General features: G+C 45.3%; 15 protein-coding genes and 1 pseudogene. 3 read left to right on the forward strand and 13 right to left on the reverse strand.

The features are described 5' to 3' along the window. Nucleotides 1–13: 13 nt before the first annotated feature. From lptB to A9E74_RS07940, 9 genes are all read right to left on the reverse strand, one after another. Nucleotides 14–739: an LPS export ABC transporter ATP-binding protein gene (gene lptB, locus A9E74_RS07900; RefSeq protein WP_069296094.1), complete on the reverse strand. Its 726-nt coding sequence runs from the start codon at nucleotides 737–739 to the stop codon at nucleotides 14–16. Between the two features lie 14 nt (nucleotides 740–753). After that, a complete protein-coding gene (lptA, locus tag A9E74_RS07905; protein WP_069296095.1) occupies nucleotides 754–1,563 on the reverse strand; it encodes a lipopolysaccharide transport periplasmic protein LptA in 810 nt (269 codons plus the stop codon). Then, entirely contained in the window at nucleotides 1,544–2,113 is a 570-nt protein-coding gene (lptC, locus tag A9E74_RS07910) for an LPS export ABC transporter periplasmic protein LptC (protein WP_069296096.1), read from the reverse strand. Before lptC ends, lptA begins: the two co-directional genes overlap by 20 nt. Continuing rightward, nucleotides 2,097–2,618, reverse strand: coding sequence for a 3-deoxy-manno-octulosonate-8-phosphatase KdsC (kdsC, locus tag A9E74_RS07915; protein WP_069296097.1), 522 nt, complete (start codon nucleotides 2,616–2,618; stop codon nucleotides 2,097–2,099). The genes lptC and kdsC overlap by 17 nt, the downstream gene beginning before the upstream one ends. Before the next feature lie 17 nt (nucleotides 2,619–2,635). Further along, complete coding sequence (locus A9E74_RS07920; RefSeq protein ID WP_069296098.1) at nucleotides 2,636–3,613, reverse strand: KpsF/GutQ family sugar-phosphate isomerase; 978 nt, start codon at nucleotides 3,611–3,613, stop codon at nucleotides 2,636–2,638. Beyond that, entirely contained in the window at nucleotides 3,610–4,596 is a 987-nt protein-coding gene (locus A9E74_RS07925; protein WP_069296099.1) for a calcium/sodium antiporter, read from the reverse strand. Before A9E74_RS07925 ends, A9E74_RS07920 begins: the two co-directional genes overlap by 4 nt. An 82-nt stretch (nucleotides 4,597–4,678) precedes the next feature. Further along, nucleotides 4,679–5,410, reverse strand: a complete 732-nt coding sequence (locus A9E74_RS07930) for an MlaA family lipoprotein (protein WP_069296100.1) — start codon at nucleotides 5,408–5,410, stop codon at nucleotides 4,679–4,681. Nucleotides 5,411–5,537: 127 nt separating this feature from the next. Continuing rightward, on the reverse strand, nucleotides 5,538–6,584 hold the full coding sequence (locus tag A9E74_RS07935; RefSeq protein ID WP_069296101.1) for a glycosyltransferase family 4 protein: 1,047 nt from the start codon (nucleotides 6,582–6,584) through the stop codon (nucleotides 5,538–5,540). Further along, the gene (locus A9E74_RS07940; protein ID WP_069296102.1) at nucleotides 6,584–7,378 is read right to left on the reverse strand and encodes a UDP-2,3-diacylglucosamine diphosphatase; all 795 of its coding nucleotides are present in this window, start codon (nucleotides 7,376–7,378) and stop codon (nucleotides 6,584–6,586) included. Before A9E74_RS07940 ends, A9E74_RS07935 begins: the two co-directional genes overlap by 1 nt. 139 nt (nucleotides 7,379–7,517) lie before the next feature. Here A9E74_RS07940 and prlC point away from each other — a divergent pair. After that, nucleotides 7,518–9,556: pseudogene (prlC, locus tag A9E74_RS07945) on the forward strand (oligopeptidase A). Nucleotides 9,557–9,607: 51 nt separating this feature from the next. On the opposite strand, the gene A9E74_RS07950 reads toward prlC, so the two are convergent. Further along, nucleotides 9,608–10,024, reverse strand: a complete 417-nt coding sequence (locus A9E74_RS07950) for a hypothetical protein (RefSeq protein WP_069296103.1) — start codon at nucleotides 10,022–10,024, stop codon at nucleotides 9,608–9,610. A gap of 203 nt (nucleotides 10,025–10,227) precedes the next feature. Beyond that, the gene (locus tag A9E74_RS07955) at nucleotides 10,228–10,494 is read right to left on the reverse strand and encodes a DksA/TraR family C4-type zinc finger protein (RefSeq protein ID WP_069296104.1); all 267 of its coding nucleotides are present in this window, start codon (nucleotides 10,492–10,494) and stop codon (nucleotides 10,228–10,230) included. A gap of 279 nt (nucleotides 10,495–10,773) precedes the next feature. Between A9E74_RS07955 and A9E74_RS07960 the strand changes: the two genes are divergently transcribed. Continuing rightward, a complete protein-coding gene (locus tag A9E74_RS07960; protein WP_084002999.1) occupies nucleotides 10,774–12,786 on the forward strand; it encodes a cache domain-containing protein in 2,013 nt (670 codons plus the stop codon). Between the two features lie 657 nt (nucleotides 12,787–13,443). Here A9E74_RS07960 and A9E74_RS07965 read toward each other — a convergent pair. Both A9E74_RS07965 and A9E74_RS07970 read right to left on the reverse strand, forming a co-directional pair. Next, nucleotides 13,444–13,707 carry a Txe/YoeB family addiction module toxin gene (locus tag A9E74_RS07965; protein ID WP_069296105.1) on the reverse strand — a complete coding sequence of 88 codons (264 nt, stop codon included), beginning with the start codon at nucleotides 13,705–13,707 and terminating at the stop codon, nucleotides 13,444–13,446. Beyond that, the gene (locus A9E74_RS07970; RefSeq protein ID WP_069296106.1) at nucleotides 13,700–13,954 is read right to left on the reverse strand and encodes a type II toxin-antitoxin system Phd/YefM family antitoxin; all 255 of its coding nucleotides are present in this window, start codon (nucleotides 13,952–13,954) and stop codon (nucleotides 13,700–13,702) included. The genes A9E74_RS07965 and A9E74_RS07970 overlap by 8 nt, the downstream gene beginning before the upstream one ends. 104 nt (nucleotides 13,955–14,058) lie before the next feature. On the opposite strand from A9E74_RS07970, the gene A9E74_RS14500 reads away from it, so the two are divergent. After that, the coding region (locus tag A9E74_RS14500; protein ID WP_218104300.1) for a hypothetical protein at nucleotides 14,059–14,321 on the forward strand (263 nt) is incomplete at its 3' end.

Raw genomic sequence — 14,321 nt, forward strand, 5'->3', positions numbered from 1 at the left:
ATTGCCTGCTAATTTACAGGCGGAAGTCCCGTCCCAGATAAACGCTAAGTACACGCTTATCTTGCAGTATTTCATCGGGGGTGCCTTTGGAAATAACTTCACCTTCATTAAAGATGTAGGCCCTTTCGCAAACGCTCAGTGTTTCACGGACATTATGATCGGTAATTAAAATGCCAATACCCCGAGCAGCAAGCGCTTTGATAATGCCTTGAATATCCAGAACAGAAATCGGATCAACACCGGCAAATGGCTCATCCAGCAAAATGAATTGTGGATCCATGGCCAAGGCGCGGGCAATCTCAACCCGACGCCTTTCGCCACCGGATAACGCCATGCCTAGTGATTTGCGAATGTGACTGATGTGAAATTCTTCCAGTAATCTTTCGAGTAACTGTTGTTTGGCATCAAGACTGAGATCTTTTCGGGTTTCGATAATCGCGTAGAGGTTATCTTCAACCGACAGTTTCCGAAACACCGACGCTTCCTGGGGCAGATAGCCAATGCCAAGTTGGGCGCGTTTGTGTATAGGTTCGTGGGTTAGTTCTCTTTGATCGAGAAAGATACTGCCATGATCAACCGGAATTAAGCCCACAATCATGTAAAAGCTGGTGGTTTTACCGGCCCCATTTGGGCCAAGTAAGCCAACAATTTCACCACTATTTACTTCTAAAGAAATATTTTTAACAACCAGCCTATCGCCATATTGCTTGGCGAGTGACCTTGCAGAAAGCTGACTCATTTAAATTCCGTGATTTATTCAGGATTCATTTGCAGGTATCGCGCACTCACCCAACCGATAATAGCGTTATCGCCACTCATGCCACGCACTTGTATCCACTCTGGCTGACGCGTTAAAACGATTACCTCAGTGTTTTCAACGAAGGCCCCGATACGTTCATATTGGGTTCCGGGACCGGTTCTGACGTTTAACGTGGTTTGAGTGACAGCGGTTGGATAACTCATTTCGGATTGCTGTTCTGGAGCCTCGGTTAACGGTTCAGGAGTTTGAACGGCTGGTCTGGCTGGTTTAGTGTTATTTTTTTCGCGTTGGCCAGGCGGCTGAATGGTAATGTGAACTCGGCCACTGGATTGTTGTTGGCCATCCACGGTAACGGGTCTGGAGTTGGCAATAACAATATTTTTATCAATATCGTATTCGATATGATTACCGCGGAATTCATCACCGGATTGCCAGACATAACCCTGTCCGACCAGGTAAATACGTTGATTTCGGGCGTGATATTCCATCTGTAAGGCTTTGGCCTTGACCGGTTTGTCACCTTCTTTATGCACCTGTTCATAGGTGGCCAGATTGCCTTCTGCAATCGCTTTTTCCAGTTCACGATTTTCGTCATAAAAGAAGGTAATAACATCACCTTCAATGCGTAAAGTGCCCTGCGTTAATATGGCCTTACCTTTGTATTGGGTGACACCAGTCTGATCATCAAGCTGCGCATGATCTGCTTCGATATTGATGGGTTGTTCACGATCGCTGGGTAGGGCGAGGGCAATCGATGGGATTGCTGTCAGAACCCAAAGCAGATTAATTAACAGGTGGCGCATTGTATTGTCCTCTCACCCTAGAGTGCAGATTAATAGTTTCTTCTTGTAAAGCCGCATGAAACCCGACTGAATGGGTATTACCATGCGGCGATTTCATGGTCACCGGCTGATCGGTATACGCCGTATTATGAACGGTATCCAGATTCAAAACTTCAGTTAATAACTGTATTTCCGGTTGATCTTTGTTGGTAATAATAACATTGCCAGTGAGAAGAATGTTTTCGCCTTCACCCTGTGTTTCTGCGTGGTCCGACTCAATGATCCAATCGTTGTTTTGCTGCACGATAAATAAGGTATTCGGATTGAAAATTTCGGTCCGATCATTTTCCGGATAGTGATAGAGCGTATCCCCTGTGATAACGCGAGATGGCTTACCGTTAATGTCCATCACAGTGAGTTTGAAGTCAGTCATGCCAAAATCAATGCTGTATTGCACGGATGCCTCAGGTTTAGGCGGTTCTGGACGGGTAAACAGCATCCACAGACTGATTACTGCCAATAGCAGTAAGCCAATTTTGAGATAGTTGGGTATATTAAAAATGGCGTTCAATTTGGTCCTGCAGGGTTCCCTGTCCTTCCATAATTAATTCACAAACATCACGTGCTGCACCTTTTCCACCTTTTGAAGGGGTGATCCAGTGAGCGTGTTTTTTCACCACGGCATCAGCATCTTGCACAGCAATCGCTAAACCTACCCGGCTCATGATGGATAAATCTACCCAGTCATCGCCTACATAGGCACATTGTTCCGGTTTTAACTTGAGGGTTTTCAGCAGCTCTTCAAACGCCGGTAATTTTACTTTCTGTCCTTGATAGACAAGATTGATTCCCAGGCTTTGCATACGATGTTCAACCACTCTGGATGTGCGGCCGGTAATGATAGCAATATCGACACCGGTATATTGCAGCAGTTTCATGCCATGACCATCCCGCGAGTGAAAGGCTTTATATTCTTCGCCATCATCGCCAATGATAATACTGCCATCAGTCAGTACCCCATCGACATCAAAAATCACCAGCTTAATTTGTTTGGCACGAGCCGCTATATCTTGCATCATTTTTTTCCTGAAAATCAGACCACACCAGCACGTAATAAGTCGTGCATATTCAGTGCGCCAGTTAAGTTATGGTTTTTATCGGTAATCAACAGACCGTTGATTTTGTATTGCTGCATCATCTGCAATGCTTCGGCTGCCAGCATCTCTGCCTGACCGGTTTTGCAATGACGTGTCATATGATCTTTTAATGGGGCTGTCAGAATGTCTACTTCCTGTGCCAACACACGACGCAAATCACCATCAGTAAAGATCCCGACTAATTTGCCTTCATTATCCACCACTGCCGTCATGCCCAGACTTTTTTTGGACATTTCAATCAGTGCTTCACGCAATAATGCCTGTTGATTGACTTGAGGTATAGCGGTTCCGCTATGCATGATATCGCTGACCCGTAGCAATAAACGTCGACCAAGATTACCGCCCGGGTGGGAAAGTGCAAAATCCTCGGCGGTAAAGCCGCGAGTCTCCAATAAAGCAATCGCTAATGCATCGCCCATTACCAACGCAACCGTCGTGCTGGATGTCGGTGCTAAGCCAAGTGGACAAGCTTCTTTAAACACACTGACATTAATCACCGCATCAGCACATGACGAAAGTGTGGAGTCCATCCGGCCGCTCATAGTAATTAACGGCACACCGAGACGTTTAATCAGAGGCAAAATGGTTAGGATCTCAGCGGTTTCGCCGGAGTTTGACAAGGCAAGTACCACGTCTTTATCAGTAATCATGCCCAAATCACCATGACTGGCTTCGCCGGGATGAACAAAAAAAGCAGGGCTACCGGTACTGGCTAATGTGGCGGCAATTTTGCTGCCGATATGGCCGGATTTGCCCATTCCAATTACCACGATTCGTCCCTGACATTGCAGCAGGTATTCACAGGCACGGACAAAATCATCATCGATCCGATCCCGCAACAACATCACTGACTCCAGTTCAGTATCAATGACCGCTAGTGCCAGTTTTTTTAATTTTTCCGCATCAATCTTCATATACCGTTATGCATACCTTGATAGGCCAGCAAACTTATATAGCCTGCATAAACCATGAGCAGTAATAAACCAACCGGGCGTCCAAGTTGGCCTTTCAAACAAAAACGTGCAAACAAATAAAGCACAATTGTCAGCGCAATCATAAAGCTAAAATCGCGTGTTAGCAGCAATGTATCCACTTTGGATGGTTGAATCAGCCCCGGCATCGCCAATACTGCCAGCAGGTTAAAGATATTCGAGCCCAGGATATTGCCCACAGCAATATCGTGCTCATTTTTTAATGCAGAAGATATACAGGCAGCTAATTCGGGCAGACTGGTGCCAATGGCGACCACAGTTAAACCAATCACCAGATCACTTATACCTAATAACTGCGCAACTTCTGTGGCTCCCCAAACTAATAGTTTGGAACCCGCTAACAGAGCAATGAGACCTATAAAAAAAACGATGATGGCTTTTTTTAGCGGTAATTTAGGTTGTGCATATTCCTGGGTGAATTCAATTTTGAGCGGATCGTCTTGTGCACTTTTAACTGCTAACCATGCCATGCCGCACAAGGTCAGAATAAACCCGGAAAACAGAATAATGCCATCAATACGATTCAGCTCCATATCCCACAGTAATAACAGCAGGGCAAGGAACATGATGAATACTAAAACCGGGAATTCACGTCTTAACGTAACTGAATGAACTGCCAAAGGGGCGATAACAATTGTGATCCCCAAAACCAGCCCGATATTGGTGATATTCGAACCAATCGCATTACCTATGCCTAGTGCAGGGGCGCCGTCAAAAGCGGCAAGGGCTGATACCATCATTTCCGGAGCGGAGGTGCCAAAACCAACAATGGTTAATCCGACAATCAGCGGGGCAACACCCAAGTTTGACGCAATGCCCGCCGCGCCATCAATGAATTTATCTGCCCCCCAAATCAGCAAGACAAAACCACTGATAATCGCCAAGGTAAATAAGAGTGAAGTCATTTAACTACCGATGGTGGATCCTTGAAATAAAAAGAGCCGGAATAAATCCGGCTCTTTTTATTATAACGATTGGTGTGACGGATTACTCGTCATCAAATAAATCATAATCATCATCATTTGGTGGATTACCATCGTAAACCAGATATTGACGACGTTGCAGATAAGCGTTGCGCACGTATGCATATTCATCGTCTGTCGCTTCGCTCAATACACGTTGCGTTTTAAGCAGATTGGCGCGGGTATCAACCAGACGGGTTCCAGCTAAAGCATTTCGTGCTCCCGGACCTTCAACATACATGACTGGATCAGTAAACATGTCTCCGACTAAACCAAACGAATCACGCACGGTACGCGGGCCAAAGAATGGTAATACGATATAGGCACCAGGTTCTGCTCCCCAAACCCCCAACGTCTGACCGAAATCTTCATTACGTTTTTTGTTACCAGCATGACCAGCGACATCAAAAATACCAGCAACACCCACCGTACTGTTTAACAGAAAACGTCCAGTATCATCAGCTGCCTGGCTGAATTTACCTTGCAGCAAGCTATTGATCGCGACAGTAATATCATTCAGGTTGCTGAAAAAGTTACTGACACCCCAGCTGATTGCATCGGGAACCACGGCATCATAACCTTTTGCTACCGGTTTCAAGACAGCGCGGTCAACGGTATCGTTAAATTTGTACATGGCGCGGTTGTAACTTTCGAACGGATCACGTTCATCCGGATTTTGTTGTGTTGTCGCACATCCTGTAAACAGAACAACCATGCTGATCAGGCTGATTCTGAAAAAACCTTTTGCTTTGAACATTTGCGGTATTCCTTATACGAATATACGAGGAATAATCTCACGGCAGTTCTAGGCTAATCAAGTAGTCTGTTGTACGAATACCTAGAAAGTATGACGCTGTTGTCACTTTGCAACACGCTATTGATAACTATTCAGCTTTTGGACTGAGCTTTTGCGCCGTTTTGATTGGGGTGGGAGCCCCATTGTTGTACATATAGCTGGCGAAAACTTCGCTGCATTTCTGCCAGCTATTTTCACGAGCAAAAACAATACAATCATTTTTTTGCAGATTCAGCGCATTCAATGCCGCTTGTTGCAGGTCCCAATCGAGCTCTCCGGTTTGGCCCTTAATGACAATATCTTTTGGGCCGGTCACTGGAAAAGCTGCTACCGGAAGCCCACAGGCCATCGCTTCCAAAATTACCAATCCAAAGGTATCTGTCTTACTGGGAAACACAAATACATCACCCCCAGATAAATAAGCTGCAAGCTCCTCGGCATATTTGGCCCCAGTAAACAATACTTTGGGATAACGTTTTTGCAGCGTTTCCAAATCGGGACCATCACCAATCACCACTTTGCTGCCCGGCAACTGCAGATCCAGAAATGCTTCAATGTTTTTTTCAACGGCCACTCGGCCCATGTTAATAAAAATCGGGCGAGGCAAATCATATTCGATGGCAATATCCGCTTTAAATATTTGGGTATCTACACCGCGTCCCCACACGTAAACATCCCGAAACCCATAGTGCTGCAGACGTTGCTGTTGTGAAATGGTCGGTACTAAGGTTCGTGCAGCTGGCCGATGAAAGCGTCGTAACCACGCGTAACTCCAACTCAGTGGTATCGGTAAACGTAGTCGTAAATATTCAGGAAATTGGGTATGAAATGAAGTGGTGAAACGAATTTCATTGCGTAAACACCAACGTCTTGCGGCCATTCCCAACGGGCCTTCAGTCGCGATGTGCACTGCATCAGCCCGCAAATTTTCCAACATATTGGCAAGTTTTCGATAAGGCAGTAAAGCTAAACGAATAGACGGATATGTAGGGCAGGGAATGGTTTTAAAATTCAGTGGGGTGATCATGATCACCTCATAGCCCATCTCTAAAAGATGATCACGTGTTTTGCCCAAGGTGCGCACAACACCATTGACCTGAGGCTCCCAGGCATCAGTCACAATCACTAATTTCATTAAGCGGCTTTTGCTATCAAAACTTGCTCATTAAACAGTTCTGCCCAGGGAATAATTTCCATCTGGCCATTCGAGTGTTCAACTAAAGCTGTACAACTTTCTACCCAGTCACCGCAGTTGTAATAATCGATGTTCTGAATACGGGTAATTTCGGCTCGGTGAATATGGCCGCAGACTACGCCATCAACACCTTGTTTAGCCGCTTCATGCGCCACAGCTTCTTCAAAATTACTGATGTATTGCACCGCATTTTTTACTTTGTGTTTCAAAAATGCCGCCAGTGACCAGTAAGTAAACCCCATCTTACGACGGAAATAATTTACCCAGCGGTTGGCTCTAAGTAAAAACTCATACAGCCGGCTGCCAATTTTGGCCAGCATCGGCGATATTTTCACCACGCTATCAAATTGATCACCGTGAATAATCAGCAATTTTCGTTTGTCAGCGGTGGTGTGAATGATTTCATTGTGAATTTGAACGTTACCGAACACAGCACCATCATAATCCCGCAGAATCTCATCATGGTTGCCGGGGACGAAGATGACCTTGGTATTGTGTTTGGCTTTACCCAGCAACGTACGAACGACGTTATTATGTTCCTGAGGCCAGTACATGCGCTTTTTCATTTCCCAGACGTCGATAATATCGCCGACCAGATAAAGATATTCGCATTCCACATTATGTAAAAAGTTAAGGAGGAGTTCTGCACTGCATCCTCGGAAGCCAAGATGAATATCCGATATGAACACGGTGCGAACTTTCAGCTTTTGCTTGTGACTTAGTTGTGTTTGCATAAGGCACTCATTCACTTAAAATTCTGAGCGAACCTTATCTATATGATATTGCAGTGTGATGACTGTTTTGTTGCGTTACCATGACAGTAACTTCAAACGCCATACTGCGGGCGATACCGAACTTAATCAGGACATAATTATGAGCAACCCATTATTGGAAAATCACCGTTTACCGCCATTTTCCGCAATTAAAGCCGAGCATGTTGAGCCCGCAATTGATCATGCGTTGAGCACCGCTCGCAATAAAATCGACACTATTTTAAGTACGCTGTCAGAGCCAACATGGGAAACATTAGTGCATCCGATGGAAGAAATGGACGCACTGATCGACAGTGTCTGGTCGCCAGTCAGCCATATGAATTCAGTCGTGAATTCCGAAGAGTTGCGTCAGGCATACAATGCCTGCCTGCCAAAGCTCAGCGAATTTTCCACTGAACTGGGTCAGAATGAAACGCTGTATCAAGCCTATAAAGCCATTGCCGAAGGCACTGAGTATCAGAAATTGGATACGGCACAGAAAAAAGTCATTGATAACGCCGTTCGTGATTTTCGTTTATCCGGTGTTGAATTAGATCAGGCCAAGCGTGATGAATTTAAAAAGTTGTCGCAGCAGATGACCGAACGCACCGCCAAGTTTGAAGAAAACCTGCTGGATGCCACCCACGCATGGCGCAAGCTGATCACTGACGAATCTTTATTATCCGGTTTGCCACCATCCACTATTGAAATGGCTGAGCAAATGGCTAAACGTGAAGGTGAAGAAGGCTGGTTGTTTACCCTGGATTTCCCATCCTACATGCCAGTCATGTCTTACGCCGATAATCGTGAGTTGCGTGAGGAAATGTATACCGCGTTTGCCACCAAGGCTTCTGATCAAGGTCCGCATGCAGGTAAATGGGATAACACCCAGGTGATGCTGGATATCCTGAATCTGCGTCATCAACTGGCGAATCTGCTGGGGTTTGCCAACCATGCAGAGCGTTCATTGGCGACCAAAATGGCCCAGTCACCGCAGCAGGTTTTAGACTTTTTGCAAGATTTGGCAAAGCGGTCTAAACCGATTGCCGAAAATGAATATGCCGAATTACGTGCCTTTGCCAAAGTCACCGCTGATCAAGGTCAGCTGGAAGCCTGGGATGTGACCTATTTTGCTGAGAAATTGCGTCAGCAGCGATATTCGATTTCACAGGAAGAATTAAAACCGTATTTCCCGGAAGACAAAGTGGTCAGTGGGCTGTTTGCGTGGTGAATCGTTTATACGGTCTGGATATTCGGGAACGTCATGATGTGGATGTCTGGCATAAAGATGTACGTTTTTTTGAGATTGTCGCCGAGGATGGCAGCGTTCGTGCTCAGTTCTATCTTGATTTATATGCCCGTCAGCATAAACGTGGCGGTGCGTGGATGGATGAATGTAAAGCACGCCGTCGTACCGCCGACGGTATTGAAATTCCAGTGGCGTTTTTGACCTGTAACTTCTCTGAGCCCGTCGGTGATAAACCGGCTTTGTTCACTCATGATGAAGTGACCACGTTATTCCATGAATTCGGACATGGTCTACATCATATGCTCACCAAAATTGAATATGCCGGAGTATCGGGTATTAATGGTGTGGCGTGGGATGCGGTCGAATTACCAAGTCAGTTTATGGAAAACTGGTGCTGGGAACGTGAGGCACTGGATTTGATTTCCGGGCATTACCAAACCGGTGAAAAACTGCCTGATGAACTGTTCGATAAAATGATTGCAGCGCGTAACTTCCAGTCGGCGATGATGATGTTACGTCAGCTGGAATTCTCGTTATTCGATTTCCGTCTGCATCTGGAATTTAATCCAAATGAGCCGAATCAGGTCGAGAAAATTCTTGAACAGGTTCGTGATGAAGTTACTGTGGTCAAACCGCCCAAATTCAATCGCTTTGCGCACAGTTTTGCCCATATCTTTGCTGGCGGTTATGCCGCAGGCTATTACAGCTATAAATGGGCCGAAGTGTTGTCTGCTGATGCGTTTTCTAAATTTGAAGAGAAAGGCATTTTTGATCGGCAAACTGGTCTGGAATTCCTTGAGGCTATTCTGGAGCAAGGCGGTAGCCGCGAACCGATGGAACTGTTTATCGAATTCCGTGGCCGTGAGCCGCAGATTGATGCGCTGTTAAGACATACTGGCATTGCTGCATAAACAAAAAAAGGGCCGAAAGGCCCTTTTTTATAAAACACAGTTGTCTTAATTTTATGAGTTCATACACATTTGCACAGATTCCTGAGCATTGGTAATCATCATCGTTGCTCTATCTTTAGACAGCTTGCCTGTTTCAATATCTTGCAGCAGCTCTTGATTTAACGCATATGTCGTCTCAGCGATATCAGCGCCTTCGGCTACCGGCATAATCGCTTTATCACGATAGTTTTCTGGGAACTGGCTTAATGCCACGAACTGACATTCTGCCATTTTAGCGACATAAGCAGTTGCTTCAGCATCAACGGCGCCAGCAGTCATTTCTGGTCTGTCAGCACTTAACTGTTGTACAACCAGTGGTTTTAATTGTGTGGTGTAATTGTTTTTATAATTTTCTTTATCCTGATCATCAATTGCCACAGCCAGCTGCGCTGCGAAAATGAAAGGCAACGCGAGTAATAATTTCTTCATTTTATATCTCTCTAAAAGTGAGCCAGATAAAGCATCAGACTTTCAATCTCAGACTTTAAACTGGCCTATATCAATTTCTTGTGAACTGCGGAGGATTCAGAAAACTGGTTCCCGAGCACAACCCCGTTACAGCTTTACACAGTAATGGGATTAAAAGCAAAAGAGCACTGAAGTGCTCTTTTATTTATATTCATAATGAAAGACTAGCGCAGCTGACTATCTTTACTGCCACGTCGATTAAACAGATTGAACGCTTTGTTTTCTTTGTCGACAATTTCCTGACAAGTCACACACAGGCGAACACCTGGAACCGCCTCACGCCTTGCCTGGGGGATTTCTTTTTCGCACTCTTCACAATGCGTCAGACTTTCGCCTTTTGGCAAACGAGAACGAGCCTGTTGAATACCATCTTCAACACTGGCATCTATCTGATCCTGAACTGCGCCATCTCGAGACCAACCTCCAGCCATAGCAACCTCCAACCTGCTGTTTTCACAGTTTTATTTAACAATTGTAAAACTAATATTGGGCTGATTAGATTAAAAAGCAAGCTAATAAATTGTTGTATGAAAATTAAACTTAATAGGTATTGTGCCTTTTAGCTGAAAATGTCACTGTTAGCGCCAAGTGATATAAGCAAATCACTCAAAAAGTTTCGGGTCAGCCATAGATGACTTCAGCTTAGCAACGGGGCGAAAACTGTAAGGATGCAGGCTGCGTAGTGTCGTTCGGATGGATATGCAGACGAAATGGACAATAAAGATATTTCAACGTTACACGCCTCATGTATTCGCTTTATGCCGTTAGTAACGCAATACAATCACACGTTTCTTTCACTTGGAGAATGGTGGCAGAAGGTCACGCTCATCGGCAAAATCAATAGTCATTCTGTGACGCCAACGTTGATTGACGATATGGAGGTAACACGGCGACACTTCAAAGAGTTGCAAGCCAATCTTATCAATAATCTGGTGAAGGAGAATATCCGTAAACTGGAGTTAGAATGCAGTGCGCGGGCCCAGGTCGCCATTGATATCCTGATCCGCAATTTGTTTGAACGTACTGCAGACGTGGGTTTCCTTGCCACCGACGATGATATTCGTACCTTTCTGCGTGAATCCACCCCGACTGAGCAGCAACATCAGGCCATTGTTGATCGCCTTCATGAATACACCACCAAATACAGTGTCTATGACGAGATTTTGATTCTCGATACAAAAGGGCGTGTCCGAGTAAATCTTGATGAGACTAACCAAGTTGTAAGCAGTAACGATCCGTTGATTCGAGAAACTCTGGAAACCACTCAGCCTTATATTGAAACATTTCGCCGTTCCAATCTTCAATCCGGGCGTCGGGCTGCACATATTTTCTCGGCACCTATTCGAGATGATGAACGGCATGGTGGCAATTTGTTGGGTGTGCTCTGCCTGTGTTTTAGATTTGAAGATGAAGTAAACGGCATTTTCGCAAATCTGGTCGGCGAGGATGAAATAATCGCCATCCTCGATCAAAACAATCGGGTGATAAGTAGCAGTAACGAACAGATTCTGCCATTTGGTTACCGGGTCAGTGGCTCAGGTCAAAGCGGAATCAATTTCATTGAACTGGAAGAGCAGAATTTCCTGTCTCATCAAAACAAAACCAAAGGTTACCAAGGCTATAACGGACTCAATTGGCTTGGGCTTATCTTACGGCCAGTGCAAAAAGCGTTTGCAGAAAAAAGCGCTGCTACTAAAAGTGATGCCGTTCAATTACAGCGCTCAAGCATCTTTTCCAAGACCCTGCAAAATATTGCCTACCGTGCCGAACGGGTGGTGGATGATTTAAGTCTGGTAGTTCTCAATGGGCAGATTGTTTCTGCCAAGCGCAATGCTATTGAATTCATGCCAGTGCTGGAAGAAATCCGCACTATCGGTTATCGCACCAAAGGCGTGTTTGATGAATCGATAGACGATCTTTGCAACACCGTCGTCAGTTCTTTACTCAGTGACGTGCAGTTTCAGGCATTTCTCGCAGTCGACATTATGGATCGCAATCTTTATGAACGCGCCAATGATGTTCGTTGGTGGGCACTTACATCTTGTTTTCGTGAAATTTTGGCTCAACCGTTACGCAGTCATCAGGATGATGCAACCCTGGCGAGCGTACTTGAGTACATCAATGGTCTTTATACGGTTTACACCAACCTGATGTTATTCGATAGCAACGGCACAATCGTCGCGGTTTCCAATATCGATGAAAACCATTTAATCGGCCAAACCATGCCCGATCAGGCGGTGATTAAAAAAACTCTCGCTGTCTCAGATTCCAAGCACTATACCGTTTCACCATTTGCCGCTACGCCTCTGTATAACGGCCAACACACATATCTTTATCTGACCTCCATACGAGCGCCTCATAACAATAAAACTGTTGGCGGAATCTGCGTGGTCTTCGATGGCAAACCCGAATTTCTAGCGATGTTACAAGACTCATTACCGCGAGATAATAATCATCAGATCCTCAGCGGAGCCTTTGGTCTGTTCACCGATCGGCACGGTTTAATTATTGCCAGCACCAAACCCGATTTATTACCTGGACAAACATTGCAGCTCGAAAGCCACTTTTTTCAACTGGAAAATGGTCAGCGTGATTCGGTAATTTTGCAATATAACGGCGATCAATATGCTGTAGGTGCTGCTATGTCAAAAGGCTATCGTGAGTATAAAACGACCGGGGATTATCAGAATGATGTGTTGGCGTTGATTTTTGTACCAGTGTGAGTGGGGTTTTGGTTTCGATGGTAGGTTGGGTTGAATGCAATGAAACCCAACAATCAGAGTTAAATTTTGATTTGGAACGCTGCCGCGGGGCGTTCATTTCTTTTGTTCGCTCACAAATTTGTCTGGAACAAATTTGGACGCCGGAAGCGCCCGAAGGGTGAGAGGCATGGATGCCTCGAATCAAAAAAACGAACCCTCATTAGATTTTGTTTCGACTTAAAGTCGAGTCAGGGGAATGCGTGCCCATTCCCCTAACAACCCCAGGGCACCCCATGTGTTGGCCTGCGGCTCCCCGATAAAAATGGTTATCTCAGGGAAATCGAAAAAACTCGCTGCGCTCAGACATTCCGATTTCTAATCCTGAAATAACCATTTTTATCGGCAACACAAAAGGGGAATCCACGAGCACCACGCTTGAGTCAATCTCCTCGATGCCCTTATACGAAGCCGAGCATCGCAGAGCTGGTCGGATCAGCATGACGGCTGTTTGAGCGAAGCGAGTTTCCGTCATGCCCGATCAGATCGAGAAGCGCAGGGAACCCGCAGGGCGAGTATGGGCTGGCCTTTTTTGGTTCGTTTTTTGGCCACGCAAAAAATGAACAGTGGGCTTCAGTCCGCAAATAAAACCAGGTTTGCTGCACTATGATTTGTTTCCATTTAATAATGATACCGACAGGAAATAATCGTAATCGCTGAATCCTCGACGGCATAAACCAAGCGATGGGTGTCATCAATCCGTCGTGACCAGAAACCGGAGAGGTTTTCTTTTAAGGCTTCCGGTTTGCCGATCCCTTCAAATGGACTTCGCATTACATCGGTGATCAATTTGTTGATTCGGCGTAGTGTTTTTTTATCCTGACCTTGCCAGTAGAGATAATCTTTCCAAGCCTCGTCAGTCCATGACAATAAGCGTTTAGTCATCCATCAGCTCTCGTGGTTTGGTTTTGCCAGCTTTGAATTGTTCAATTGATTTATTCAGGTGTTTAACGTTCTCGGGCGAACGCAGTAAATGCACGGTTTCCATCAGGCCGTTGAAGTAGTCCAACGACATCACCACCGCATCTTCAGCATCACGGCGGGTAATGATGGTGGTATCGGCGTCGTTCACCACACCATCGAGAATGGTTTTTAAGCTATTTCTGGCTTCAGAAAATGAGACGATTTTCATATCGGCACCTTTGTACAATGAGTTGTACAAGTATAGGTGGATGGGGTTACTTGTACAATAAGTTGTTCAAGTTGTTTGCGTCAAAAAATTCATTTTGGTAGGTTGTGGTTGATCCTGCGAAACCCAACAATTGGGCTTTGGAATCTCAACAATTTATTAACTTTATGATTTGGAATGCTGCCGCGGGGCGTTCATTTCTTTTGTTTGCCCAAAAGAAACGAACCAAAGAAAAGGGCACCCCATGTGTTGGCCTGCGGCTCCACTGCGTTGCGTTTTTTGTCAGGGAGACTCACCAAACTCGCTGCGCTCAAACAGGTAAGTCTCTAATCCTGACAAAAAGCCGCTACTCGTCAACACAAAAGGGGGG

Source organism: Methylophaga muralis, from assembly GCF_001720165.1.
GTDB lineage: Bacteria > Pseudomonadota > Gammaproteobacteria > Nitrosococcales > Methylophagaceae > Methylophaga > Methylophaga muralis.

Coding starts and splice junctions, on each gene's coding strand:
- lptB (WP_069296094.1), bottom strand. CDS start 739: ATGAGTCAGCTTTCTGCAAGGTCACTCGCCAAGCAATATGGCGATAGG.
- lptA (WP_069296095.1), bottom strand. CDS start 1,563: ATGCGCCACCTGTTAATTAATCTGCTTTGGGTTCTGACAGCAATCCCA.
- kdsC (WP_069296097.1), bottom strand. CDS start 2,618: ATGCAAGATATAGCGGCTCGTGCCAAACAAATTAAGCTGGTGATTTTT.
- A9E74_RS07920 (WP_069296098.1), bottom strand. CDS start 3,613: ATGAAGATTGATGCGGAAAAATTAAAAAAACTGGCACTAGCGGTCATT.
- A9E74_RS07925 (WP_069296099.1), bottom strand. CDS start 4,596: ATGACTTCACTCTTATTTACCTTGGCGATTATCAGTGGTTTTGTCTTG.
- A9E74_RS07930 (WP_069296100.1), bottom strand. CDS start 5,410: ATGTTCAAAGCAAAAGGTTTTTTCAGAATCAGCCTGATCAGCATGGTT.
- A9E74_RS07935 (WP_069296101.1), bottom strand. CDS start 6,584: ATGAAATTAGTGATTGTGACTGATGCCTGGGAGCCTCAGGTCAATGGT.
- A9E74_RS07940 (WP_069296102.1), bottom strand. CDS start 7,378: ATGCAAACACAACTAAGTCACAAGCAAAAGCTGAAAGTTCGCACCGTG.
- A9E74_RS07950 (WP_069296103.1), bottom strand. CDS start 10,024: ATGAAGAAATTATTACTCGCGTTGCCTTTCATTTTCGCAGCGCAGCTG.
- A9E74_RS07955 (WP_069296104.1), bottom strand. CDS start 10,494: ATGGCTGGAGGTTGGTCTCGAGATGGCGCAGTTCAGGATCAGATAGAT.
- A9E74_RS07960 (WP_084002999.1), top strand. CDS start 10,774: ATGGACAATAAAGATATTTCAACGTTACACGCCTCATGTATTCGCTTT.
- A9E74_RS07965 (WP_069296105.1), bottom strand. CDS start 13,707: ATGACTAAACGCTTATTGTCATGGACTGACGAGGCTTGGAAAGATTAT.
- A9E74_RS07970 (WP_069296106.1), bottom strand. CDS start 13,954: ATGAAAATCGTCTCATTTTCTGAAGCCAGAAATAGCTTAAAAACCATT.